The organism is Pantoea sp. CCBC3-3-1 (assembly GCF_007981265.1).
Taxonomy (GTDB): Bacteria; Pseudomonadota; Gammaproteobacteria; order Enterobacterales; family Enterobacteriaceae; genus Erwinia.
In genome coordinates, this window is sequence record NZ_CP034363.1 from 3,176,612 (window position 1) to 3,202,593 (window position 25,982).

Consider the following 25,982-nt stretch of genomic DNA (forward strand, 5'->3'; position numbering starts at 1 on the left):
TTTTTTCCTTCCAGTTTAGTCAGAGCATTATTTCTTAATCAAATTCAGCATATATTTGCCATAACCGTTTTTTGCAAAAGGTTTAGCCAGTTCTTCCAGCTGAGCACTGGTTATAAATTTTTGCCGCCAGGCAATTTCTTCAATACAGGCAATTTTCAGTCCCTGACGATGCTCGATAGTCTGAATAAAGTTTCCGGCTTCAATCAGGCTTTCATGTGTGCCGGTGTCTAGCCAGGCGTAGCCTCGTCCCATCGTAACAACAGAGAGGAGACCTTTATTGAGATAAGCCTGATTGATATCGGTAATTTCAAGCTCGCCACGGGCTGAAGGTTTAAGGCTTTTCGCGATTTCAACTACGCTGTTGTCATAAAAATAGAGTCCGGTCACGGCATAATTACTTTTTGCGACGGCGGGTTTCTCTTCAAGAGAAATAGCAACGCCGTCCTGATCGAATTCTACAACGCCATAGCGCTCGGGATCATGAACATGATAGGCAAACACCGTTGCCCCTGTTTTTTTATTCTTAGCAGCTTCAAGCTGAGGGACCAAATCGTGGCCATAAAAAATATTATCCCCCAGAATCAGCGCGCAGGAGTCATCCCCAATAAATTCTTCACCGAGGATAAAAGCTTGCGCAAGACCATCAGGACTCGCCTGCACTTTATACTGAATGGAGAGTCCCCATTGCGAACCATCACCTAATAAACTTTCAAAACGAGGCGTATCCTGAGGCGTGCTAATAATAAGAATGTCGCGAATCCCCGCCATCATCAGCGTGCTCAGCGGGTAATAAATCATCGGCTTGTCGTAAATAGGCAATAATTGCTTACTCACCGCCATCGTTACCGGGTAGAGTCTGGTCCCTGAGCCGCCTGCTAAAATAATACCTTTATTTTTCATGTTCTCGCACCCGTTAAACAGCCTCGAATGAGGCTTTATCATCAATTTAAATAATTTCGCTAAGCATACGCTGTACACCTACCCGCCAGTCAGGCAGGGTCAATGCGAAGGTTTGCTGGAATTTATTGATATTAAGTCTTGAATTAGCTGGTCTTTTAGCTGGCGTAGGGAAGGCAGAAGTCGTCACAGGATTTATTTTTTTTACCTGAAGATTCATCCCTTTTTCTTTTGCTGTTTCAATAACGAAACCAGCATATTCATGCCATGTCGTTGTACCATTGGCTATCAGGTGATAGATTCCGGAAAGCTGTGGTTGCCCCTTAGCCTGACGAATAGCATGAGCCGTGCAGTCAGCAATTAATTCGGCTCCCGTGGGCGCACCAAACTGGTCATTAATAACGGAGAGTTCCTCTCTGTCCTTAGCCAGTTTTAGCATGGTTTTTGCAAAATTGTTGCCTTTGGCCGCATAGACCCAGCTGGTACGGAATATCAGATAGCTGCTGCACGTGGCGATAATTGCCTCTTCCCCGGCGCGTTTCGTTTTACCGTATACGCTTAACGGCTCCGTGCGGTCGGTTTCGGTCCAGGGTTTATCTCCCTGACCATTGAATACATAATCAGTAGAATAATGAACGAGTAGCGCGCCTGCTTTTTCAGCAGCATCCGCCATTTTTGCTACGGCTTCAGTATTTAATAAGGCAGCGATTTCAGGTTCGGATTCCGCTTTATCGACAGCGGTATGGGCCGCAGCATTGACAATGACGTCTGGTTTGAGCGCGTTAATAGTAGCAGCAATACCCGCAGGATTAGCCAGATCGCCACAGTATTCTGTGGAGTGCCGATCCAGCGCAACCAGATTACCCAAAGGTGCCAGCGCACGCTGCAACTCCCAACCAACCTGACCGTTTTTTCCGAATAAAAGGATGTTCATTAGTCACGCTTCTCGTAGTTTTGCTCAATCCAGCTTTGATAAGCACCGCTTTTAACGTTGTTTATCCACTCACTGTTGGTGAGATACCATTCAACCGTTTTGCGCATACCTGATTCGAAAGTTTCTACAGGTTTCCAGCCCAGTTCCTGCTGGATTTTGCTTGAGTCAATGGCGTAACGACGATCGTGGCCAGGACGATCGTTAACGTAGGTAATCAAATCTGCGTAGTGGCCTTCTGCGGGTTTAAGCTCGTCCAACAGCGCACAAACGGTCTGCACCACTTCAAGATTTTTCTTTTCGTTATGGCCACCGATGTTATAGGTGCTGCCAACCTCAGCCTCAGTCACAACCTTGTACAACGCCCGGGCGTGATCCTCTACGTACAGCCAGTCGCGGATCTGATCGCCTTTACCGTAGACAGGTAAGGGTTTTTTCTCAAGCGCATTGATGATGATTAGCGGGATGAGCTTTTCTGGGAAGTGGTAAGGGCCATAGTTATTTGAGCAATTAGTGATAATAACCGGCAGCTTGTAAGTTCTTCCCCATGCACGAACGAGGTGGTCGCTGGCGGCTTTAGTGGAAGAATAAGGGCTGCTTGGCGCATAAGGCGTCGTTTCAGTAAACAGAGGAAGCTCGCCACTCATTTCATCCGGATGAGGAAGATCGCCATAAACTTCATCGGTAGAAATATGATGGAAACGGAATGCCTGTTTTTTCTCGCCGTGAAGAGAATTCCAGTACTGGCGCGTCGCTTCCAACAGCGTATAGGTGCCCACCACGTTGGTCTGTACAAAATCTGCTGGCCCGGTAATGGATCGGTCTACATGACTTTCTGCGGCCAGGTGCATAATGGCATCCGGGGCAGTCTCATTTAAAACCTTGCTCAGCCCTTCAGCGTCACATATATCTAACTGAACAAACTGGTAACGGTCGCTGTCGCTGACCTCTTTAATCGATTCGAGATTGCCCGCATACGTCAATTTATCCACATTAACGACGGAATCATGAGTGTTTCTGATGATATGTCTTACAACTGCTGAACCAATGAAGCCAGCGCCACCTGTTATCAAAATCTTCATAGCAAGTCTCTAAACGAAAAGTGATTTGGAACAATAACCAGAGATTATTGGATACGACGGTCAGGTTATCAGGATGAATTTTAGCCACGCTACCGCCCCTGGGTCATGGCTCCCAGTACGTCGGATGAAAAATTATGCTGCTTCCCCTTCCTGTCTTAACTTTGTTAAGTTTGTCTCAAGCAGCTTTAACCATCAACCCTTTGAAACACAGTATTTTTTGCTTTCAGTATCCCTGTCGCTTGAACCTGAGGCACAGTTTCTGATTGTATCATTCAGCAATAATGAAAACTAACTAAAATAAGATTTATCCCTCAGGATACAGAGCTAATAACACATTAGTTAATACGGGCACTGAGCAAAAATTACCCAGCTCAAAAAGAAGACAAAATGAACGCTAAACTACATTTCGTCACTTATGATAGCGGATTAAATAAGAGCAGATTTTATTATAATTAACAGAAGGATCGGCCTGTGAGCCTGGCTCACCTCAATATATGCAAAAGCCCGGCATTAGCCGGGCTTGAGAGAAAAGCGCTACTTAACTTTATTTATATCCCTCAGGATTCTGGCTCTGCCAGTTCCAGGTATCACGCATCATCTCATCAATGCCACGCGACACACGCCAGTTCAGTTCTTTATCCGCCAGTGTGGCATCGGCCCAGAACGCAGCCAGGTCGCCGTCGCGACGTGGAGAGATCTGGTAAGGGATCGGACGACCGGAGGCTTTTTCAAAAGACTTCACCATTTCCAGCACCGAGTAACCTTCTCCGGCACCCAGGTTATAGGCTTTATAACCGCTAATGGCTGGCAGATGATCCAGTGCCTTCAGATGGCCTTCGGCCAGGTCCATCACGTGGATATAATCACGTACGCCGGTACCGTCTTTGGTTGGATAATCATCGCCAAAGATGCCCAGCTTTTCCAGACGGCCGATAGCAACCTGAGCAATATAAGGCAGCAGGTTATTTGGAATGCCGTTTGGATCTTCGCCAATCTGGCCAGACTCATGCGCGCCAACCGGGTTGAAGTAACGCAGCGCGATCGCTTTCAGCTCCGGATTCGCTTTGGCATAGTCACGCAGAATCAGTTCAACCATCAGTTTCGACGTACCGTAAGGGCTGGTAGTCCCGCCAATCGGCGTGGTTTCCACATAAGGAACCGGTGCATCAGCGCCATAAACAGTAGCCGATGAACTGAAGATAAACTGATTGACGCCAGCCGCGCGCATCTCTTCCAACAGAACCAGCGTACCGGTAACGTTGTTCTGGTAATACTCCAGCGGGATGCGGGTAGATTCGCCAACGGCTTTCAGGCCAGCGAAGTGAATGACGGCAGAAATATCATGCTGGGTGAATAAATCACGCAGGCAGGCGCGGTCAAGGATATCGCCTTCCACGAAGGTGGCCGTTTTACCGGTGAGTTTTTCCACCCGGCTGACGGACTCGCGTGAAGCGTTGCTCAGGTTATCCAGTACAACAACGTCGTCGCCACGCTCAAGCAGCGTTAGCACCGTATGGGAACCGATGTAGCCCGCTCCGCCCGTTACTAAAATAGCCATGTTTACTCCTTACAACCACGCGCACGCGGTCAGGGTGAAATTGAGAATTACTTAGCCAGAATTTTTTTGATTTCTTCGCGGAATTCGCGACCCTGAGCGTTATTACGCAGGCCCCAGGAAACGAAGGCTTTCATGTAGCCAAGCTTACGACCACAGTCAAAGCTGGTACCCGTGAGCTGCTGAGCGTCAACCGGTTTTTTCTTCGCCAGGCTGGCGATAGCATCGGTCAGCTGGTAGCGGCCCCACGCACCTGGTTCCAGATTCTCCAGTTCATTCCAGATATCGGCAGACAGCACGTAACGGCCTACCGCAGCCAGATCGGATTGCAGCGTCTGTGGATTTTCTGGCTTTTCGACGTAATCAACGATTTGGCTGACCTGACCCGGGTTGTCCAGCGTTTCCTGGGTTTTAATGACCGAGTATTCAGACAGGTCTGCATCCGGCATATGATGAGCCAGAACCTGGCTGCGGCCGGTTTCTTCAAAACGTGCAACCATTGCGGCCAGGTTGTAACGCAGCGGATCGGCGGTGGAGTCATCCAGCAGGACATCCGGCAGGACAACCACAAAAGCTTCGTCGTGCAGCATTGGGCGCGCGCAAAGAATGGAGTTAGCCAGGCCCAGCGGCTGCGGCTGGCGCACGTTCATAATGGTTACGCCTGGAGGACAGATGGACTGTACTTCGCTCAGCAGTGAACGCTTAACGCGCGCTTCCAGCAGCGCTTCCAGCTCATAAGAAGTATCAAAATGGTTTTCTACCGCATTCTTGGATGCGTGAGTGACCAGGACAATTTCCTTGATGCCAGCCGCAACGCACTCGTCGATGATGTACTGAATCATCGGCTTGTCTACGACAGGCAGCATCTCTTTAGGAATGGCTTTTGTAGCAGGGAGCATGTGCATACCCAGACCCGCAACGGGGATAACTGCTTTAAGCTTGGTCATATTTTTTCCATATAAATGAAGTAAAAAAGCGTCTGGTGATTATGCATTAAAGCTGCGATCGGCAAGTATAATCTTAATCTGAAAATTTAGCTGAAGCTGGTCCGCAATTTAGCGGTTTTTTACGGAAAATGAGACCCAGAACGCTCTTTATTGTGCGCGTTAGCTGAATATGAATGCGTAATACTGCGCCACAAGATAAGCGATTGAACCCACTTAGCTTACTCGCATCGCGTTGAGGAATTATTGCAGTACGAAAACGCCCTGATAATAAACGATATCGCCACAAATAAAAAAAAGGGCAATCGTTGCAGCGATTGCCCTTTTAAATTTTTCAGCCAGCAACATGCTGCTAAAAATTATATTTCTGGCCAGAGAAAGCGCGGACGGATATCCGATATAAGACCACGCTCTTTTCCAATAGCCAGCTAGCTACGCGCAAGCTTTTCCAAAATTTCAGCCAGCTCTTGATAAGCGATATGCTGGTTAAATTCGGTTTCAACTTTATGTCGCGCCGCCGCCACTACCGGACCAATATCGGCACCGTTAGCAGCCAGTCGGAACAGGATTTCGCTCAGTGCTTTTGCATCGCCTTCCGGTGCCAGCCAGCCTGAAACGTTGTTCTCGATCAGTTCCGGAATGCCGCTGTGGTCGCTGGAAACAACCGGTAAACCTACCGCCATCGCCTCCATCAGCGCAACCGGGATGCCCTCCATATCTCCATCGGCCGCCGTCAGCGACGGCAGCAGGAAGATATCCGCTTCATCAAGATAGCGCTTAATCTCTTCCTGAGGCTTAAAGCCGACCATTTTGACACAGTCTTCCAAGTTGGCGTTACGGATGGTATTGCGCATCTCATCTTCCATATCGCCGTTGCCGATAATGGTGTACTGGAAATCTGCGCCCTTCTCTTTCAGGTATTTACAGGCTTCAACCGCCACGCCCAGCCCTTTTTTCTCGGTCAGGCGCGCGACGGTGAGAATACGTAATGGCTGGTGCAATCCTTCGCGAATTTTCATATTGAATTTTTCAGGTTCAATACCCATACGCGTTACGTGAATTTTTTCTGGCGGACAGCCCATTGCAATCAGCTTGTTTTTCCACAGATGGCTGATTGGCAGCAGTAGCTCGGTCTGCCGGAAAAGATTCGGATAATCGGTTTTGTGCTCGTTAAGAATGAAACGGCGTGATATATCGGCACCGTGGAAAACGGTTGCCTGCTTACCACGCAAAATGCCCAGTTCACGCAGCTTGTTAGCCAGCGCGCCTGCATAGCCAAAATGCACCAGGAACACATCTGCGGCGATCGGTTTTTTAGCATTCGCCACAATCGCAGGCAGCAGCAGTCGCTTCGACTGATCGCCATAGCGAGGAATATTCATCGATTTGATGGTGGCCGAATTCAGCATTTTCGGCAGCACAATTTTTAAACGTTGCTTCAGCTTTTCCGCCGCGCTGCTTTGTTCTTCCGGCAGCAGGTAGTGGATCCTTTCGGACAGTTTGTAACGATCAAACGCTGCATGACGGTTGACATGATCGCCTGGAAAGACCGAGATGATCTCCACATCATAGCCGCTGTCAATAAAATGGATGACCTGGTTCAGCACGAAAGTTTCGGACGCTACCGGAAAACGCATGGTGAAAAATGTAAGTTTCATCGATTTACCCTAAAATCCTGTCGACGTCTTCGGTAATATCATTCCCGAGAACTTTTCCTGCTCCACGGAGCGAATAACCCGCTGGTAACCTTATTGCAATGATAAGGTTATGATAACCTTGATAAGATCGTCATCCATTAAGCCTGAGTAGTGAATTATCACTGACAAACCAGGCTCTGGTCCCCCGCAATCAGTCTTTCCATCTTACCAGTTATTAACCCTTTGTTAATAAGCGTAATAATCCGAAAAATCCTTGCGTAAGGAATACGTAAAGAGTGGCTCCGGGCAAGCCTTTACCCGGAGTTTGTCCTCAAACAGAAGTCGTTATTGTTTTAACGCGAAATAAGGAACAGCGACCTGGTGACCATTAATAACCATCGACACGTAGCCCTGCGCTTTTGCCGTATCAACTTTATCAGCCTCAATGAGGCGTGACTGCACCAGCAGGTCGCCCTGCTCGTTGGCACCGATTCCGGCTAATCCGTTATGCACAGAGAAGCGACGGACCGCATGACGAGGCCTGGCGCTGTCAGGCGGATTACCAAAAGCCATTTCGCTATCAAAACGCGCGCACTGGCCGGTAACGAAATGGTCCCGGGCAGTGGTTTTCATCAGCACCCCTGCCGAGCCTAACCAGCCAGCCAGCTTCACAAATACCCGCGTGTCGGCATCATGTTCGGTGGTATAAATCACATCGACAATCGGACTACTGCCTTCAACGTGCCAGCTTCCCTCAAAACCATGCACCTTGCGTTGCAGCGTGATGATAGCTTTCCCGCCGGTATTGCGGTCATCCATCATGTTTTTAAGCGCGTCGGAAACCGTGCCGTTACTGAACTGCGACTGTCCGAGAATTTCAATTTCCCAGCTGTCGCTGACATCAGGGGTATGAATGTTGCCCAGCTCATACCATTTTTCCTGATTGCTGTTGTTCTGAATACGGAAGCGGGAGGTCAGATAGTTGTACTTCATGCTGCCGTCAACGGCGATGCCGTAGGATTCGACGCGCGTTGAGCCACGCTCATAAGGGCCGAGCCATTCATCGCCCTGTAGCGAGTTGTCAATCCAGCTTCCTGCCTGCAGGTTAATCTGGCGCATGTTCAGGCGTGAGTGATGAGCGATTAACGGGTTTTTACAGGTTTCGATGCTCAGCGCGTCCACAATCCACTGGCCGTTAGAAAGATCGCCGGGGAATTCGGTGTGCTCAATCCAGCCATTATGAATAATCGACTGCGTGGAGCGCGGCAGATTAAGTGCCTTACCGCCTGAACAGTGCTGAACGTTGAAGTTGGACAGTTCAATAGCGGTGTTGTGATCCCAGTTGCCCTTTTTGGTGTAGGACCAGGTGCCTTTAATCACGTCGCCAGTACAGTTATTGGCATACCACTGGTCAATCTTACAATCCAGCGTATCAATCAGGCTGAGAGAAGGCCCGCCGACATAGCTAAAGCGCAGGCAGGAGCCGCGGAAGTATTGCCCGGCTGGACAGGTATTATGGAAGAAGCCCTGCGTGTTGGGCAGCTCCTTGATACGCCCTTCAAAGCTGATGTTGCTCAGCTCGACCCAGCGGGCATTAATTTTCAGCACGAAGTCTGAATTACCGCCAGAGATCAGGGTTGTCGAGGGGAAATAGCCAAAATTGACCGGCGCGCCAGCCAGGCGGAAGAAACTGACATAGTGGGCGGAAATATCAAAAGAGGAGATAAAGAAGCGTCCGGCCGGGAACTGGATAGACAACCTTTTGTTATTATCCTGCGCCCATTGATACATCGCCTGAACGGCGGGCAGCGTATCGGTCCGGCCATCGGCTACCGCGCCAAAATCGAAGACGGTCATCGCGTTGAGATCGTTGACCACGCGCCGCCAGTGGAAGTCACCGCCGGAAGAGGCGATGTAGCCACCGTCATCTTTTGCTGCCGTCAGTTCGCCTACAAACGCGCCGCCGCCCACTTCGGCACCTTCGTGCCAGCCTTTCAGACGCACTTTCGCGCCATTAAACAGCGGTCTGGTTTTGCGCAGCGCGTCGTAAGAGCCTATCTCGCCAATCAGCTGATAGCCTGATGGCTGAGCCAGCCGCCGGCTGAACTCTGAAACACCGTTGTTTTTTACGTCCGCGACGTAAAAAAGCTGCTGGTCGTTGTCGTCATGCAACGCCATCGAATATTCGCTGTTTGACCACAGCGCGCCTTTGGCCGCCACGAAGCGCTTCATCGTTTCGCGGGTCAGGGCAATCGGCTGCTGGAGCAGGGAAACTTCCCCGCTGGCATCCTTAACAAAAACATCCACTAAATTTTGCGACTGGGTTGGATCCGTCCCGGCTTTGCCGATATAGAGTTTGCCGCGGAAATCGCGCCAGAACGGTTCTGGCATGGTAAAGACATCGTCCGGGGAAAAAATCGGCACGTCATTCTTTGGGATAGCATCAGCCGGTACTTTTTTTAGCTTCAGCTCCGCTTCTTCACTCCGGGCCACGCCAGGCAGCGAACTTAACGCTGCTGTGGCCACAATTGAGGAGAAGGCTGTTCGGATAAGTTCTCTGCGCTTCATAAAAATTCCGTGATTAGTGAGGTGTTGTGGCGAGTCTCCAGAGGTACTTCACAATGCCGGTACATAGGGATTAGCTACGCTACCCTTATCCTTTACGGTCTTTCTCGTAGAGAAACTGCATCACTTTAGCGGGCATCACACGTGTTGAGGTGCGGATCAGAAAATAGATCTTACCGTTAATAAAATTGGTCTGCTTAAGCTTGTTTTTCAGCGTATAGAGCTGAATTTCGCTCTTTATATAGGTCATGCCACGGCGCTTGCTGACCATTTCACTGCCCGCTCTGACCCGCATCAGAACGTCATGCAGATTCGACACCTTGTAACCCTGGGCCATCATGCGCAACCAGAGGTTGTAATCTTCCATAAACAGATGGTGCTGATAGCTGCCTGCCGCAATGACTTTATCTTTACGGAACACGACGCACATATGGTTGAACGGGTTTTTCATGCGTGCAAAATGACGGATAGACTCATCGTCCAGCGGCAGACGCTTCAAACGCTCCTGGCCGTGCTCATCAAACTCAATCACTGCCGCGCCGGACAAGGCCACTTCAGGGTGCGCTTCCATATAGGGGATTTGTTTTTCAAAGCGCTCGGGCAGGCAGATATCGTCCGTATCCATACGGGCAACCAGATTGTGCGTACAGTGATCCAGGCCCGCGTTAAGCGCCTTGCCTAAACCGACGTTTTTTTCCAGCGGCACAATGGTTAACGGCAGCAACGTGCTCCATTTATTGACCGCAGCCTTAAGCGCGTCGCTCAGCGGACCATCGTAGACAACGACGATTTCATCAGCCTGAAGCGTCTGCTGATGCAAACTGGCCATGCACTGCTCGACATTTTCCGGCTTTTCTCTGTGATAGAGAGACATGAGAACTGAAAACATAGTACACCTTCCCCTTAATTCAGAAGTTCATTCCATTTGGTTAAAATCAGGGCCGGGCCGTAGTTAGCGGAGTTACGCCAGGCCGCCTGGGCGAAGGTCTTTCTCTTCTCTTCATCAGCGATCAATTCGTTCAGCTGGGCGACGAAAGCCTCATCGTTTTCATAATCAACGACGTAACCGTCGTCTTTAATGATCTCAGCCGGGCCGGTTTTGCAGTCAAACGCGACTGCCGGTAACGCAAAGTTCTTTGCTTCAATCAGCACCATTGGCAGACCTTCATAACGTGAAGTCATGATGATCAATCCGGCAGAGCGGTAAAACTCGTTGATTTTTTTGTTCGGGCTGACGATTTCGGTCGAATCTTCAAGCTGATAGCTTTTGATCTTTTCCAGCAGTGCAGGCTTGTCTTCACCGTCGCCAACGATCTGCAATTTCCAGCCCTGCTTGTTAACGCGTTTCCACACCTCAAGCATACGGTCAAAGTTTTTCTGGTAGGTTAAACGACCAACAGCCAGCACCTTATTCTGTTTAACCGCTAACAGCTCATCCAGACTGGTGGTCGTACTTTCATCAGAGAACGGCGAAATGTTTCTCACCACATGGACATTCTTCACGTTGAAATTGCTTTCAAGATAGTGTTTGTCATGATCGGTTAACACCGCAATTTTATCGGCAAGACCGTAGCAGAAGACTTTCAGTTTGCGGATTGGCGTTTTAAAGGTTTCGATAGAAACATGATCGCAGCAAATAATTTTTGAGCGCACGCCGAACAGCTTCATCGCTAACAGCGACTGAACGGAAAGTTTGCCCATTGAGATGATCATAATGCCGTCAAAGCGTTCTTTTTTGGCAAAGCGGATAAATTCATAGAGTTTCATCAGGCGATTCGTTGCCTGCGGATGAACAATTTTTACTTTGCTGTCGGTAGGGTAGTAAGGATCGCCTTTATTCAAAGAAAACAGCGTGACGTCATAATTATTATTGCAGAGCAGGCTTGATAACGTGCTGGCAACCCGGTCTGTTCCGCCGCTGTTTGATATCCCGTCAATAAGAATTAGCAATCTGTACATGGAAATTATCCTGTTAATAAGTTCAGCTCAAACCATGGAGCTACCGCGCACTAAGAACAGCCCATTATGCCAGTTGGCACAGCCGGGGAAGCATGCAATTAATCTTAAAAACAAACCGGGATTGCCGTTTTCAGCAATCCCGGTGTTTTAATTCAGGTCAGGATGGCGTCAATATCAGCCAAACAGTTTGAACAATGGCGAAACGCTGTAGCCCGTAATGGACTGGGCAGAAAGGATGGTGTTGTAGGCAAGGTAATAGGTTGCAATACCGCCTAACAAAACAATATTGATCAGCAAATGACGTATTCGCAATAACAGGAATGAGAAGAGTATCGGCTCCGCATGCAGGAACAGGTTACCTACCCTGCCACCGAAAATACTAAAGTCGGAGAAGGTAATACGAACCGCCGCGCCGACGCTGTAAGCAATTAGCAGAATATAGACCAGCCGGTCCTCTTTCTTGATGCCATTGCGGAAGTAGTAAAGCGTAAAAGCACCGATAAAGAAGATGTTCTTCAGGTTAGCCAGGCCGAAAACGGGCGAAGCCGTATCGAAATCGGTGCCGCTATAGCCTTCTGCTCGCTCTCCCAGCCCAGGCACGATGCCCAGTGAGTCGAGGAAGAGTTTTTTCCCGCCGATAATCCCCAGCGGAATTGAAGCAAAGACGATCACTAACGGCAGATACTTGCGCTCACGCATAAAGATAAACGGCATAACCAGAATGACCGTATAGCCGGTAGAGTGCGATTGCGTACTCAATACCAGGAAAACTGCGGCCAGAATATGTTTGCGTGTCGCCATAGAACAGATAAAGGCAATGGCAAAGGCGCTCGATAACCCAAATCGGATCTGGTTCATATCTTTATTGATAAACAGATGCGTGGAATACAGGCACAGCGAGCATAAAAGCAGCGGTGAATACTTCTTATAGCAGTAAACGTTGGTCGATACCGCAATTGCACAAATAAAGAACAGGAAGTAGTAGCTTTCCTTGGTTACCAGAGAAAATACCCATGCCAGCAGCATAAATAATTTCTCATAACGGTAGGTATCGGTGATCGCTGAATAGGTGTTGACCTGCAGCTGCGCCGAGAAATCATGGAAAAAATCAAGATACTGACTGTCATCCATACCACTGCCCAGGCCTCGTGAGCCGCCAAAGCAGATCAGAACCATGGCGCCCACGAACAGGAGATAAGTGGTAAAGCGTTTTACTCTGGTGTCCTGAAGCTGGTTTATTGCTGCCAACTCAAAAATACAGCAAGCCAACAGGCTATAGCTGATTATCCAATATATTGCCATTCGTCTTTCCGCCGATTTATTCTTTCAGGCTATTTTTTTGCAATGCGTTCAGAAAATTTCTGTTTTAAACGGCCGAGGAAATAATCACGATTTCCTTTATTGGTCAGGAAGAAATATTGTGCGAAGCTCAGGCTGGCATGCAGCACTTTTCCGTCCGCTTTATAGCGGATAGGCATTTTGTACGCTTTATACGTATAAACATCGCGCTTGCTTAAATACGGGCTCATGGTTTCCAGCCAGAAGTTGGAATATTTAACCGATTCACCTTTATGCTTGGAGTTAAAGCTGGTCACCATATGATAGTTCGCCAGAGGCTGCGCAATCATGATGAACTCAAAGCCGCTTTTATCCGCACGAATGCAAAAATCATAATCCTGATGACGAATAAATCTTTCATCAAATTTGATTTCCGCCGCGTGTTCACGCTTCAGCACGATGGTACTGGTCTGAATGAAGCCATAGCAGCCAAAAAGATATTCGGCGATGCTTTCATTTTTTTCAGGCAGGTTAAGCGGCATGACTTTCAGGAAGGCGCCGTCCTGCATGATGTTGACCTGACTAAACAGAACAAAGCGGTCTTTGCCTTGAGCCGTCAGTTGTTCAATCTTTTTCACGGTTTCCAGCAGCTTGTCCTGATGCCATTCATCGTCAGCATCCAGGAAACAAACGTAATCACCCGTAGCCAGATCGATGCCTCGGTTTCTTGCACCTGCGCCGTTTAGCTTAACCTCTGACAACACCAGGTTAATTTTCAGGTCGCGGTAGCGCTCGCTGTTTACCACTTCAGCAAGCTGGGCAGCATCAGCGGATTTATCATCAACGATATTCACTTCAAAGTTCTGATAACTTTGCGCTTTGACACAGTCCAGCGTAGTGATAATCGATTCGGACGCATTATATGCAGGAATAACGATCGAGAAGAAAATATCCTTCATGACAAGGCACCTTATTAAACGTTATACAGAAACAGCCTGTTCAGACAACGGCTCCAAAATGCAGAGGAATCTTCCAGTTCAGCACCGAAAGACTCCTCTGTGTTACTTAGCTTTTGGCATTACCCTTGTAGCTGTAATCGTAATAATCGTACCCGTAGCCATAAGCATTTGCCGCTTTGCGTACCACGGCGTTCAGAATTACGCCCTTAATATCAATACCATTCTGCGCGAAACGCTTGTAGCTGATATCCACTTCTTTCAGGGTGTTGGTCTCGAAACGCGCTACCATCAGCGAGGTTCCAGCCAGCTTACCGATGATGGTTGCGTCGGTGACGGCCAGTACAGGCGGCGTATCAACCAGCACCAGGTCGTAGTTTTCGCTTGCCCATTCCAGCAGTGCGTTCATGCGGTTGTGCATCAACAGCTCGGACGGGTTCGGCGGCACCTGACCACGTGGGATAAAGTCAAAGCCGTAGCTACCACGCTGGATCAGGTCTGGCGTGAACGCCGTTTTACCTGACAGCACGTTAGACAGGCCAACCTTGTTGCTCGCGCCCAACAAATCGTGGGTATAGCCGCGACGCATATCGCCATCAATAAACAGAACTTTCTGACCCGCATTCGCCACCAGTGTTGCAAGGTTGGCGCTGATAAAGGTTTTACCAATGCCCGGGCTTGCGCCAGTAATCATCAGAATGTTGTTTTTGGCTTCCATCATGGCAAAGTGCAGACTGGTACGCAGGCTACGAATGGCTTCGATGGAGAGGTCAGTTGGATTACCCAACGCCAACAGGCTGTTCTGCGGTTCGGTTTTCACCTTCACGCCGCGCTTGCTGAGCGCTTCGGCATCTTTTTTACGCTGCCACTCGGAAAGTGGAACGCTGGCGTAAACGTTGATACCGGCTTCTTCCAGCTGATCCGGGCTGGTAATGCCGCGATGGAACAGCGCTTTCAGCAGGATAACGCCAACGGAGATCACCAGGCCAAGCACCAGGCTCGCCAGCAGGATCATCGCTTTCTTCGGCGCAACAGGCTTGTAAGCGGTTTCAGCGCGGTCAACGATGCGCACATCCCCTACCGTACTCGCTTTGCTGATGCTCAGCTCTTGCTGACGGTTGAGCAGCTGCATATAGATTTCCTGACCGGACTGCACGTCACGCGTCAGACGCAGAATTTCCTGTTGAGTCTGCGGCATCTGACCAATCTTCTGGTTCAGTTTTTTCTGCTCGTCTTCCAAGGTCTTACGTTTTTCCAGCAGCGCACGATAAGTTGGGTGATCTTTGGTGAACAGCTGGGACACTTCCGCTTCACGGAAGGTCAGTTCATTCAGCTGGCTCTGTACGCTAACGGAGGAATCCAGGGCAGACTTCGCTTCCAGCGACATATCAACAGATTCGTTGTTACGACGATAGGTGTTGAGCTTGTCTTCAGCTTCATCCAGCTTGCCACGTACCTGCGGCAGTTGCTGCTTCAGGAACTCCAGGCTCTTTTCAGCTTCGGCAGATTTCCGCTCAACGTTTTGCAGCAGATAGTTGTTCATAATCTGATTCAGCACTTTGCTGATCAGCACCGGATCTTCACCGGTATAGGTCAGACCCATAACGCCCGTGTCTTTACCTTTGTCCGCAACGGCAAGGTTGTTGACGATCTGACCGATTGCTGCCAGGTCAGAAAGCTTGGTCACGGTGAAGCTGGTACCCGGCTCGGCCTGGATATCGCTAACCAGTACGGAGACGTTTTTATGGGTTTCCAGCTGGCCGGTTTTCCCTTTAAACAGCTCGTCGCCATCTCGTGAAACGGTGTAGCTGTTGGCGTCGTTGACTTCGATTTTTACAATGCCGTCAGTCCAGGTACGTGGCATATCCAGACGTGAAACAGCAATCTGTCCAGGTACTTTGCCCGTCAGGCGAGCCAGACCACGTCCAATCACCGGCAGATAATCCTGCTGTACCTGAATGTTCAGGCCCAGATCGTCAACGGTCTTGCCGATAACCATACGCGACTGGATAATCTGAATTTCGGTCGCTGAAGCAGGTTCCACCGGCGTTTCAGTCAGATCGTTCAGAACGGTGTTTGGACTCTTTTGCTCTACCTGAACCAGCGCGTCCGCGCTATAAATAGGTGTGGCAAACAGGGTATACAGCGTCCCCAGCAATAAGAAAAAGGCCGTGACGGCCACGATAATCCAGCGATGATCAATTAACTGTCCAACCAGGTGAGCGATGTCAAACCCAGCCGCTTCCTCTTTAGGCGCTGACGAGGCCTTACTTTTTATATTCATGGATAATCCCAACTATCGGCTTAATGCGTTGACCCATTTCTGGGCAGCGTTTTCGAGTAATCCGTACACGGCTTCAAAGGCATCGCGGCTTTTCTTATAAGGATCCGCTATTTCCTGTTGGTTGAGCCAGTGGCCAAATAACATGGTCTTGCCACGTACAGAGGGGTTAATGCGATTAACCAGATCGACATGTTTTTTTTCCATCACCAGGATCAAATCATAATCCCGGCACATGCCCGACGTTAACTGCTGGGCGACATGCCCATCCAGTGCAACCCCATGTTCACTGGCAACGCTGCTGGCGGTTGCGTCGGCCTCATGACCGACCATCGCGCTTATCCCGGCAGACTCAATTCTCTTCTCAGGTAGCGCCATTTTCAGCAGCCGCTCTCCGGTAGGAGAACGGCAGATGTTGCCGACGCAGACCACTAAGATTGAATTAATCATAATGCTCCCGGTTATTACCAGTTATGGAATGTCTGTACGTTACGCGATGCATCGTAGAGACCACTGATCGTCGGCACCAGCTGTGAAATCACACGGTTCCAACGCGTCAACGGCGTAGAAGTTACGTAAACAATGTCATAAGGCTGTAGCTGGAATTCCGATCCCATCACCATTGCCGAAGCGTCTTTGGTGTTCAGCTGATAGATATTGGCAATCTTACTGCGGTTCTTGCCTTTGATTGGACGAATGACAAAGACACCGGTCGCATCGGCCATGGTTTGATCCATGCCCTGCGCGTTGCCCAGCGCTTCAGCCAGCGTCATACCGCTGCGATCCATTTTCAGCGTTGACTGCACTTTTACTTCGCCCATGACAAAGACTTTCAGATCGTCGTTGCGTGGAACATACAGAATATCGCCCGGATAGAGCAGATGGTTCTGCGACAGATCGCCGTTCTGCATCAGCGCCTGCAGAGAAATAGGCTGCTCGCTGCCGTTATGCGTCAGCACCACGTTACGCCAGTCGGCATTGGCAGTCAGACCGCCCGCAGCGTTAACCGCATCCAGAATGGTCAACGGCACGTTGGTGATTGGCTGCTGACCGGACGTGGTCACTTCACCCGTCACGTAGGCTTTTTGCGATTTGAACGAGGCAACGCTCACGTCAACCTGTGGGCTTTCGATGTACTGAGACAGGCGATTAGCAATCTCGTTGCGAATTTCCTGCACCGTACGGCCGGCTACGCGTACACGCCCGATGTAGGGATAGAAAATGGTGCCATCTGAATGAACCCAGTTACCGGTATCGCTGGCGCTACGGTATTGACCCGCAGGCGTGGTCAGCTCAGGGTGATCCCAGACGGTGACGGTCAGCACATCGCCAACCCCAATGCGGTACTCATACGTTTGCAGTTCGTTTTGCAACTGAGGGTTAGGCTGCGCGACAACCGGTGCCGGACGCATCCGCTCAACCAGGCTTGGGGTCAGCGGGAAGACATTGACGTATTTATCAATATCAAAATCGTTGTCCTGCTGCTTAATAACATCTTTTCCACTGGTAGAAAGCTTTGAACCCGGCACCACCGTACATCCTGCAAGGAGAGTTGCCGATATCAACAAGGGTAATAACTTGGTTTTGATTGTAATCATCTATTTCATCGCTATCAGTAATTTGATTGATAGTGGCGGATCCGCCGCTGTGTAGCGTCTTGCAAAAGTGAGATCAGTTATTCAAACGCTGAAACTGTCGGTCATTATCATGAACTCCGTCTTTTATGCCTTGCCGGTTGCGAAACCGACGCTTCACATTCGCTACGAGTGTTTGTTTAGCGTGCAAGTCAATGACAGTTATCAGTCACGCTACGGTGCGTTCTTCGCCAAAAACGCACCGTTTTCTTCACCAGCGAGTATCAATAAGCGCCATCACGCTTCAGTACCACACCCACTGTTTTAAACAGAATGGCGATGTCGTTCCACAGTGACCAGTTCTTCACATACCAGGAGTCAAAGTAAACGCGAGTTTCATAATCAACATCATTACGTCCACTCACCTGCCACAGGCCGGTCATGCCAGGTTTCGCCATAAAGTAGTAATCCACATCGCCGGCATAACGTTCCAGTTCATCTTCGATGACCGGACGCGGCCCAACCAGGCTCATTTCGCCACGCACTACGTTCCACAGCTGCGGCAGTTCGTCGAGACTGGTCTTACGGATGAAATGACCGATACGTGTTATACGCGGATCGTTTTTCAATTTGAAGTCTTTATCCCATTCAGCGCGAGCAACAGGATCGGTTCGCAGCACTTCTTCCAGCACTTCTTTTGAATTAATCACCATCGAGCGGAACTTCAGGCACTTAAATTTGCGCCCGTTCAGACCCACGCGTTCGTGACCATAGATTGGGTTGCCGCCATCGCGAGCCACCAGGAAGATCAGGACGGCCAGGGCTGGCATCAGCATCGTGATAATGCCGAGCGCGCCAACAATATCGAATGCGCGTTTCAGAATGCGGGAAGTGCGCTTCGCCAGATTATTACTGACGCGTAAAATCATTACCTCGTGGCTGAAAATATAAGCCATGTCCGTGCCGTAAAGCGGAACGCCGCGTAAAGAAGGGATAACGGAAACGGAACGGCAATTGTGCTTCGCCAGATTTTTCAGCCACACATCACGGTACTGACTTTGTTCAAACTCAACGGCGACAATAAATTGCGTTTCGCTGTTGACCAGCTGCCAGAGAGCAGACTCTTCGCGCACAACAGGAATACCGAATAGCGCCGGAGCGGGTGTAGTGCCATCAACATCGTAGAAAGCCACAACGTCAAAGCCCATCACCTCTTCGCTCTGCAATGCCATATAGGCTTCTTCAGCGTTTTTACCGCTACCAATAATAATGGATTGCTTTTTCCACAGGCCGTAACGGTTAAGAATTCTTTTCACCAGAGCACGGCCAAGCGGTAGCAGTACCAGCGCCAGAATCCAGGTTGTTACCCAGGTCCAGCGGGACATTTCCCATTTAGATAAGGCAGTAATCGACAGGTCAATTACCGAGAAGATAAAGACGCTGCGGAAGATTTCTTTTAATTCAAACCAGAAAGGTTTGCGATAAGTATAATGGCGCAGGCGAACCCAGAACCAGGCAATACAAATCAGTGAAAGAATGATGTGTGTGGTAATATTTAACTGCAAATCTTGTGAGGAAATGTCATCCAGTATATTACCCGGTAACGCTTTCATCATCAGAACTGCAATAAATAAAGAGGCATTAAAAAAAATGAGATCTGAAAGTGCCAGTGACAGTTTTATTAACAGCCCTTTAAAGGTAAATTCTATATCGCGCATAGTTAACTCTTAATTTTTTCTTCGGAAGCCTGTGATTTAATAATTTCCATCATTGAAAATAATCGCGTGTTTTTTAATCACGTCATTTATCACACAGGAAACGTATTCAGGAGTTGTGTAAAAAAGGTCATTGTAACTGGCAGTGCAGCACGAGAATTGACATGTAAAATCAACAACAACGGTGGTTAATTTGCTGTCTTTTGTGGTGGTTTTTTCACCATTTCAGACACGCTACCGCCCCTGGCTTGTAGCTGCCAATGTGCTGTAACTGACTACCTTGTTGGTTTTATCCTGTCCTCTCAGAGCGGCAGGCTAACGCGTTTGTCATCCCGTCGTGTCGATAATCAACAACACTAAAAGACGCGACCGTGCTAATTGCTACTTTAACGCAGACATTTACTAACACGTTGCTATACTAGTTATTACTGGCCTGTTTACAAGGGGAGCTCACCGCCCACACTCTCTTTTAGGATTAAGACTAGCTGTTACCGTACTCTATACCTGACGTAGCCACTTTTTCCTCCGGATAAAATTCAGAATTATTCCATTCTAAAATGAGAATAATCTCGCCCTTCTTGCCTTCAGTCTTTAAGTATCCCTCAGTTTCATCAGACAACCTATGCGAATAATCTTGAAAACAGTCAACGTCAAAAGTGACATTTGTGTTTAATAAATTCATTTACGGATTAGATGAATTGTTAGCCATTATCTGAACCATCGGCAACTCACAGGGATTATTGGTTGAATTGCGAGGCAACCGCTATCATCATGGCAATTCATGAATTTTTAAAGGTGATTATGTAATGTTCGAATGGATCGTCGATCCGTCAATCTGGGCTGGTCTTGTCACGCTGATTGTCTTAGAGCTGGTATTGGGCATTGATAATCTTGTCTTTATTGCCATTCTGGCGGAAAAACTGCCGCCGTCACAACGCGACCGGGCGCGTGTTACCGGACTGCTGCTGGCGCTGATCATGCGGCTGCTGCTGCTGGCATCGATTTCCTGGCTCTCTTCCCTTACCGACCCCTTCTTCTCGCTTGCTGGTCATCCTTTCAGCGCGCGCGATCTGATTATGCTGCTGGGCGGCGTGTTCCTGCTGTTTAAAGCCACCATGGAGCTAAATGAAAGGCTGGAAGGTAAAGATGAAGATGAGAACCCCCAGAAGCGCGGTGCCCGGTTCTGGCCAGTTGTCGCACAGATTGTAGTGCTGGATGCGGTCTTCTCGCTCGATTCTGTGATTACCGCCGTCGGCATGGTTGATCACCTTGCGGTGATGATGGCGGCGGTCATCGTTGCCATTTTCCTGATGCTGCTGGCCAGTAAACCGTTAACGCGCTTCGTCAATGAACATCCGACCATCGTTATTCTCTGCCTGAGCTTCCTGCTGATGATTGGCTTCAGCCTGGTAGCTGACGGCTTCGGCTACCATATCCCGAAAGGCTATTTGTATGCCGCTATCGGCTTCTCGGTCATCATTGAAGGGCTGAATCAGCTGGCTCAGTTTAACCGGCGCCGTTTTCTCTCTGCCAAATCACCTTTGCGCAAGCGCACCGCTGAAGCCGTGCTGCGCTTGTTACGCGGAAGCCATGAGCACGCCGAGCTGGACGCAGAAACCTCCTCCATGATTGCCGACAGCCACGGAAGCCAGGCCATCTTCAACAAACAGGAACGTATGATGATTGCGCGCGTGCTGGGGATGGGCCAGCGCACTGTCAGTAGCATCATGACTTCCCGTCAGGATATTCAACACATCGATCTCAGCGAATCGCCGGAAAAAATTATGGCGATGCTGGACCAGAATCAACATACACGTTTGGTTGTCACGGATAACAGCGACGATCCGCTTGGCGTCGTACACGTTATCGATCTGTTGCAGCAAGCCTTGCATGGCGACAGTCTGGATATCCGTGCGCTCATTCGTCAGCCGCTGGTGTTTCCGGAGCAGCTAACGCTGCTGCCAGCGCTTGAGCAGTTCCGTAACGCGCGTACGCATTTTGCATTTGTGGTGGATGAGTTTGGTTCAGTTGAAGGTGTAGTGACGCTAAGCGACGTGATGGAGACGATTGCGGGCAACCTGCCGAACGAAGGCGAAACGCTCGATCCCCGTTACGATATCCAGCAGAACGCGGATGGCAGTTGGACCGCGAATGGCCACATGCCGCTGGAGGATCTGGTAATGTATCTGCATCTGCCGCTGGACGAAAAGCGGGATTACCACACGCTGGCCGGGTTGCTGATGGAGCATATGCAGCAGGTACCGAAAGAAGGCGAAGAGATTGAGATTGGGGATTACCTGTACCGCACGCTTCAGGTGGAAAGCCATCGCGTGCAGAAGGTTCAGATAATCCCGCTGGCCCGGAATAAGGACGACGAAGCCTAGTCTAGAGATCTTTCATCAGTTTTTGAACGGAGCCGTTACGGCTGCTGTCAGTGTTACGATCGGACCACTGCTTCAGCCGTTTCCTGGCCTCATCCTGCAGTTGCTGACGCAGAACGCTGTCAACCTGCAAGCCGTAGTTCAATCCGCTCCACGGCCCGTAAATGCGTAACGGTACCGGTGTCTGCTTCAGGCGCTGGACCAGTTCATCATCACCCTGCCAGCCTTGCGTCACCGTTACGCCGAACAGAATATCGGCCTGCTGGCTCACCATATTCACACTGCCCTGCCCGTGATAATTGAGCATTGAAGACTGACCGTTCAGTTCCGCAAAGTTTACCAGCCCATTGTTGAGCGTGAATTTACCCGTAATCTGCTGCATATCGCTGCCTGGGGCCTGTTTGGCCGGGCCATGCACGCGGGCACTGCTGTTCTCGACGGCCCGCTGGATCATCCGTTGCAGATTAAGTCCGGCAATATTGGCATTGCTCAGATTCAGCGCCGCATCACCGTGCCATACCTGCTTAAAAGCAGGTACATTCAGCCCTGCCCCACTGAAGTTACCGGTCAGTGACAGATCGCCGCTCAGCGTCGCAGGCAGCTCAAAGGCCTTCATCAGGGGTGCAATGGCAATATTTTGCAGCACCGGCTGGAGTGTAAGCCGGGTTTGCGGATGACGGAAATCGAGCGCGCCAGGCAGTGAGAAGTTGCCGTTACCGATGTCCCCCCTGAGCGTTGAAAGCGCGAACTGGCCATCCCGGCCTGACAGCTTCATCATCAGCCGATCAAAATCCATTCCCCGCCAGCGCAGCTTATCCACTGACAGCGACAGCTGGCCGTCGATGCCGCTCAACACGGAAGGTTGTTCCTCCGGTTGTGCCACGGCGATCACCGGCGCAGGCCCGGAGCGCTGCGCCTGCAACGATAGGTCATCTGAACCGCTGATTTGTAGCCCCAGCAGTGAATCCATATTTAGCATGGTGGAATGAAGATCGAGATTAACCTCAGGACGCAGCCCCAACGTGCCGCTGGCGCTGCCGGTCATTTCGCTGTCGTTAGCGCTGAGCGAGAGATTTTTCAGGCTGAAAGCCGCCTGGTTACTGCTCCAGTCCGCCTGCATTTTTGCCTGGCCTTTCAGCCCTTCTTTCGGCAAATCGGCACCGCTCAGCTGGTAATCAAGCTGCTGGATCTGCGCAGATAAATGCTGTGGGTAGCGACTGAGATTGACATCGGCATTGAGATTCATCAGCAGCTCGCGCTGATCGCGGCTAATACGGCTGCTCAGTTCAAGATGCGCCTGCCGCTGCCTGTTCTGCGTCAGCTGAAGGTTGAGATCGCGCACGTTCAGCTCTTTGCCAACGCTTTGTTGCCAAATCAACAGGCTGTTGGAAACGCGCAGATTATCAATATCAAAAGTCCAGCGCTGGGCAGGCAGCGAAGGCGCGGCATTCGTCGGGTCTGGCGGCGCATTATCAGGCTGCCGGGCGGTGCTGCCCGGCGTCAGACGTACCACGGCACCGTCCAGTAACACCTGTTTTACCGCCAGCTGGTGGGAGAGCAAGGGAAGCAGCTTGACGTCCAGTCGCATATTACTGGCGCTGACCACAGGCTGCTGCGCACCCGGCGCGGTCAGACTCATCTGACCAGACAGGATGCTGAGCTGGGGCCAGACGTGCCAGCGCAAATTTCCGTCCAGCGCCAGCCGGTAGCCGCTGCGCTGTTCAACCTGCTGAACCATGTAGGCACGAAAATCATTCGGATTGACCAGCAATACCAGCGCGGTCATTCCAGCCACAACGACCACCAGCAAAATGGCCAGCGTGGTAATAAATCTTTTCATGCCTTCCCCTTAAACCTTTATTTCTTTCAATAAGAACGCCCGGCGGCGTGGTTCAGCCAGGCTTACCTCACATCCTGCGGGGCCGGTTAAGAAGCCGGGTTATCGTCTTCATCGATTCTGCTGGCGTCCGCCCCCTGCTGCCCTTTGTATTTGGCATCCAGACGACGATTATAAGGTCGGGCAGCCGGACCGGAAAGCGGTTCAAAGCTCAGCGCGCCAATCAGCATCCCCGGACGCAGCGCCAGCGGTAACTTACCTGAGTTGTAAAATTCAAGCACAATACGTCCCTGCCAGCCAGGATCGATACGGTGCGCGGTAACGTGAACCATCAATCCCAGACGTGCCAGCGACGAGCGGCCATCCAGCCAGCCTACCAGGTTATCCGGCAGCGTTACCGATTCAAAGGTAACGGCCAGCGCCAGTTCACCCGGATGCAAAAAGAAAGCCTCGCCTTCTGGCAGCACGATTTCATCGCTCATCACGCGATCGAGCGCGGCGCTCACTTCATGTTTGGGGCCGCTAAGGTCGATAAATGCCGCGGTGTGCCCACGGAAAGTACGGAACTGATTGCCAAGGCGGACATCAACGGTTGCGCCATTGATGCGTTCAACCGGAGGACGGGGTTGAATGTCGAGCTGGCCGTTGTCGAGCCAGGCTTCAATATCGCGGTCGCATAAACGCATGGATTACTACTCCATTTCTGTAAAGGTACTGATAACTTCAGGATGCCTGAGATCCGGGCGCGTCCTGCGCGAGGTCCCGGCTCCCGTACAACGGGTTGCCGGGCAGTAGCTGGCTATTCGAAGAACTGATTGATCTTCGCCTTGAGGATATCAATCGCGATGCGGTTTTTACCGCCACGAGGGACGATGATGTCAGCGTACTGTTTGGAAGGTTCAATAAACTGCAGGAACATCGGACGAACCGTTTTCTGATACTGAGCCATCACGGAATCCATAGAGCGGCCACGTTCATTCACGTCGCGCTTCATACGGCGCATCAGGCAGATATCCAGCGGTGTATCAACAAAGATCGAGAAGTTCATTTCCGAACGCAGGCGGGCATCCGTCAGCAGCAAGATCCCTTCAAGAATAATCACTTTCTTCGGTTTCAGCGTAATGGTTTGCTCGGTGCGGGTATGCTCAACATAGCTGTACACCGGCAAATCGATCGCCTGGCCCGCTTTTAACATCTGTAAATGTTGCAGCAGCAGGTTGTGATCCATCGCGCTGGGATGGTCATAGTTTGTCTTAACCCGTTCATCCATGGTCAGGTGGCTTTGGTCTTTGTAGTAAGCATCCTCGGGGATAACACCAATATTTTCATCGCCTACCCGGTCGCGCACTTCGCGATACAGAGTACTGGCAATAAGACTTTTACCCGAGGCAGATGCGCCGGCGATACCTACGATGACGCACTGGTGCGACTTATCAGTCATAAATTAAAGACCTGGTTACTGATTGTCTGAGACAATGGAAGGAAGAATTCGCGCGTAATTATAGGGATGATGCAGGGTGGATGCCAGAGAAAACGGGCGGAAAGCTTTTAGGAGTTTCCCGTTACCTCTCACCGTCGTTCCCCGGTAAACTGAATTCCAGCAACCCGGTTCGATTTTTTTGCGTCTGGCAAACCCGTGCTTTGCGGGATGGATATGCGTTATCCGTCACGGCCTGCGCCCGGGGCGTCCGGACAATTCACAATAATAAGGAAACACGGTGTACTGGCCTACTTTGCATTTTTTGACCTATTTCGGCGACAGCATGTTACTTATTCCGACCGCGATCGTAATGGCTATCCTGATGACCTGGAAAAGCAGCGAGCGGCGCACCGTCTGGTACTGGTGCCTGGCATTCTGCGCGACCGGCGCTATCGTCAGCCTGACCAAAGTCGCGTTTATGGGCTTTGGTTTTGGCAGCGCACACCTCAATTTCACGGGGGTTAGCGGCCATACTGCCATGTCGGCAACCCTGTGGCCCGTGATGTTATGGCTGCTTAGCGGTCGCTTTTCCGGCACGCTGCGCGTTGTGGCCGTGGGCGCAGGCTACCTGATCCCGATACTGGTTGGCGTTTCCCGTCTGCTGCTGAGCTACCATTCCACCAGCGAAGTTGTGACCGGACTGATCCTCGGCTTCACGCTGAGCAGCGCTTTTTTGGTCAGCCAGCGCAGCACCCGGCTTCAGGGCTTTTCGGCCCTACAGCTTTGCCTGGCGTTATTGCTGCCCCTGTTGCTGCTAAGCCAGGGTCGCCTTGCCACCACGCAGCAGTTTTTGCAGCGCCTGTCGGTTCAGGTTGCCGGCATTGAGCATCCCTGGACGCGTGGCGACCTGTTAAAACTGCGGCAATAAAACCGGTCAATCGTCCGAATACAGCCCTCTTTTGAATTACCC

At 50.4% G+C, this 25,982-nt stretch carries 20 protein-coding genes; 2 read left to right on the forward strand and 18 right to left on the reverse strand.

All coding sequences use genetic code 11. From position 1 onward, the window contains the following. Window positions 1-27: 27 nt before the first annotated feature. The 15 genes from rfbA to wbaP form a co-directional block, all read right to left on the reverse strand. Entirely contained in the window at window positions 28-900 is an 873-nt protein-coding gene (rfbA, locus tag EHV07_RS15000; protein WP_147198809.1) for a glucose-1-phosphate thymidylyltransferase RfbA, read from the reverse strand. 46 nt (window positions 901-946) lie between these two features. Next, window positions 947-1,831: a dTDP-4-dehydrorhamnose reductase gene (gene rfbD, locus EHV07_RS15005; protein ID WP_147198810.1), complete on the reverse strand. Its 885-nt coding sequence runs from the start codon at window positions 1,829-1,831 to the stop codon at window positions 947-949. Further along, window positions 1,831-2,910: a dTDP-glucose 4,6-dehydratase gene (rfbB, locus tag EHV07_RS15010; RefSeq protein ID WP_147198811.1), complete on the reverse strand. Its 1,080-nt coding sequence runs from the start codon at window positions 2,908-2,910 to the stop codon at window positions 1,831-1,833. The genes rfbD and rfbB overlap by 1 nt, the downstream gene beginning before the upstream one ends. A gap of 544 nt (window positions 2,911-3,454) precedes the next feature. Continuing rightward, window positions 3,455-4,468: a UDP-glucose 4-epimerase GalE gene (galE, locus tag EHV07_RS15015; RefSeq protein ID WP_147198812.1), complete on the reverse strand. Its 1,014-nt coding sequence runs from the start codon at window positions 4,466-4,468 to the stop codon at window positions 3,455-3,457. A 47-nt stretch (window positions 4,469-4,515) separates the two neighbouring features. Next, window positions 4,516-5,412 carry a UTP--glucose-1-phosphate uridylyltransferase GalF gene (gene galF / locus EHV07_RS15020; RefSeq protein WP_147198813.1) on the reverse strand — a complete coding sequence of 299 codons (897 nt, stop codon included), beginning with the start codon at window positions 5,410-5,412 and terminating at the stop codon, window positions 4,516-4,518. A 425-nt stretch (window positions 5,413-5,837) separates the two neighbouring features. Continuing rightward, window positions 5,838-7,067 carry a glycosyltransferase gene (locus EHV07_RS15025; RefSeq protein WP_147198814.1) on the reverse strand — a complete coding sequence of 410 codons (1,230 nt, stop codon included), beginning with the start codon at window positions 7,065-7,067 and terminating at the stop codon, window positions 5,838-5,840. Window positions 7,068-7,391: 324 nt separating this feature from the next. Continuing rightward, window positions 7,392-9,614, reverse strand: a complete 2,223-nt coding sequence (locus EHV07_RS15030) for a phage tailspike protein (RefSeq protein WP_147198815.1) — start codon at window positions 9,612-9,614, stop codon at window positions 7,392-7,394. An 85-nt stretch (window positions 9,615-9,699) separates the two neighbouring features. Continuing rightward, window positions 9,700-10,500, reverse strand: a complete 801-nt coding sequence (locus tag EHV07_RS15035) for a glycosyltransferase (RefSeq protein WP_147198816.1) — start codon at window positions 10,498-10,500, stop codon at window positions 9,700-9,702. A 14-nt stretch (window positions 10,501-10,514) separates the two neighbouring features. After that, window positions 10,515-11,570 (reverse strand): glycosyltransferase family 4 protein, encoded by a 1,056-nt coding sequence (locus EHV07_RS15040; protein ID WP_147198817.1) that lies wholly within the window; start codon window positions 11,568-11,570, stop codon window positions 10,515-10,517. A 174-nt stretch (window positions 11,571-11,744) separates the two neighbouring features. Then, the gene (locus EHV07_RS15045) at window positions 11,745-12,872 is read right to left on the reverse strand and encodes an EpsG family protein (RefSeq protein ID WP_147198818.1); all 1,128 of its coding nucleotides are present in this window, start codon (window positions 12,870-12,872) and stop codon (window positions 11,745-11,747) included. A gap of 29 nt (window positions 12,873-12,901) precedes the next feature. Further along, window positions 12,902-13,807, reverse strand: coding sequence for a glycosyltransferase family 2 protein (locus tag EHV07_RS15050; RefSeq protein WP_147198819.1), 906 nt, complete (start codon window positions 13,805-13,807; stop codon window positions 12,902-12,904). Window positions 13,808-13,913: 106 nt separating this feature from the next. Beyond that, window positions 13,914-16,088: a tyrosine-protein kinase Wzc gene (gene wzc, locus EHV07_RS15055; protein ID WP_147198820.1), complete on the reverse strand. Its 2,175-nt coding sequence runs from the start codon at window positions 16,086-16,088 to the stop codon at window positions 13,914-13,916. Between the two features lie 12 nt (window positions 16,089-16,100). Then, complete coding sequence (locus EHV07_RS15060; RefSeq protein ID WP_147198821.1) at window positions 16,101-16,535, reverse strand: protein tyrosine phosphatase; 435 nt, start codon at window positions 16,533-16,535, stop codon at window positions 16,101-16,103. A 14-nt stretch (window positions 16,536-16,549) separates the two neighbouring features. Beyond that, the gene (locus EHV07_RS15065; protein ID WP_147198822.1) at window positions 16,550-17,683 is read right to left on the reverse strand and encodes a polysaccharide export protein; all 1,134 of its coding nucleotides are present in this window, start codon (window positions 17,681-17,683) and stop codon (window positions 16,550-16,552) included. Between the two features lie 260 nt (window positions 17,684-17,943). Then, window positions 17,944-19,377 carry an undecaprenyl-phosphate galactose phosphotransferase WbaP gene (gene wbaP, locus EHV07_RS15070; RefSeq protein ID WP_147198823.1) on the reverse strand — a complete coding sequence of 478 codons (1,434 nt, stop codon included), beginning with the start codon at window positions 19,375-19,377 and terminating at the stop codon, window positions 17,944-17,946. Between the two features lie 803 nt (window positions 19,378-20,180). Between wbaP and EHV07_RS15075 the strand changes: the two genes are divergently transcribed. Beyond that, window positions 20,181-21,758: a TerC family protein gene (locus tag EHV07_RS15075; protein ID WP_147198824.1), complete on the forward strand. Its 1,578-nt coding sequence runs from the start codon at window positions 20,181-20,183 to the stop codon at window positions 21,756-21,758. Window position 21,759: 1 nt separating this feature from the next. Here the strand turns inward: EHV07_RS15075 and asmA are convergent, their stop codons facing one another. From asmA to udk, 3 genes are all read right to left on the reverse strand, one after another. Then, window positions 21,760-23,595: an outer membrane assembly protein AsmA gene (gene asmA / locus EHV07_RS15080; RefSeq protein ID WP_147198825.1), complete on the reverse strand. Its 1,836-nt coding sequence runs from the start codon at window positions 23,593-23,595 to the stop codon at window positions 21,760-21,762. An 86-nt stretch (window positions 23,596-23,681) separates the two neighbouring features. After that, window positions 23,682-24,278, reverse strand: coding sequence for a dCTP deaminase (gene dcd / locus EHV07_RS15085; RefSeq protein WP_147198826.1), 597 nt, complete (start codon window positions 24,276-24,278; stop codon window positions 23,682-23,684). A 113-nt stretch (window positions 24,279-24,391) separates the two neighbouring features. Beyond that, a complete protein-coding gene (gene udk / locus EHV07_RS15090; RefSeq protein WP_147198827.1) occupies window positions 24,392-25,033 on the reverse strand; it encodes a uridine kinase in 642 nt (213 codons plus the stop codon). 277 nt (window positions 25,034-25,310) lie between these two features. On the opposite strand from udk, the gene EHV07_RS15095 reads away from it, so the two are divergent. Beyond that, window positions 25,311-25,940, forward strand: a complete 630-nt coding sequence (locus tag EHV07_RS15095) for a phosphatase PAP2 family protein (RefSeq protein WP_147198828.1) — start codon at window positions 25,311-25,313, stop codon at window positions 25,938-25,940. The last annotated feature ends 42 nt before the right edge of the window (window positions 25,941-25,982 follow it).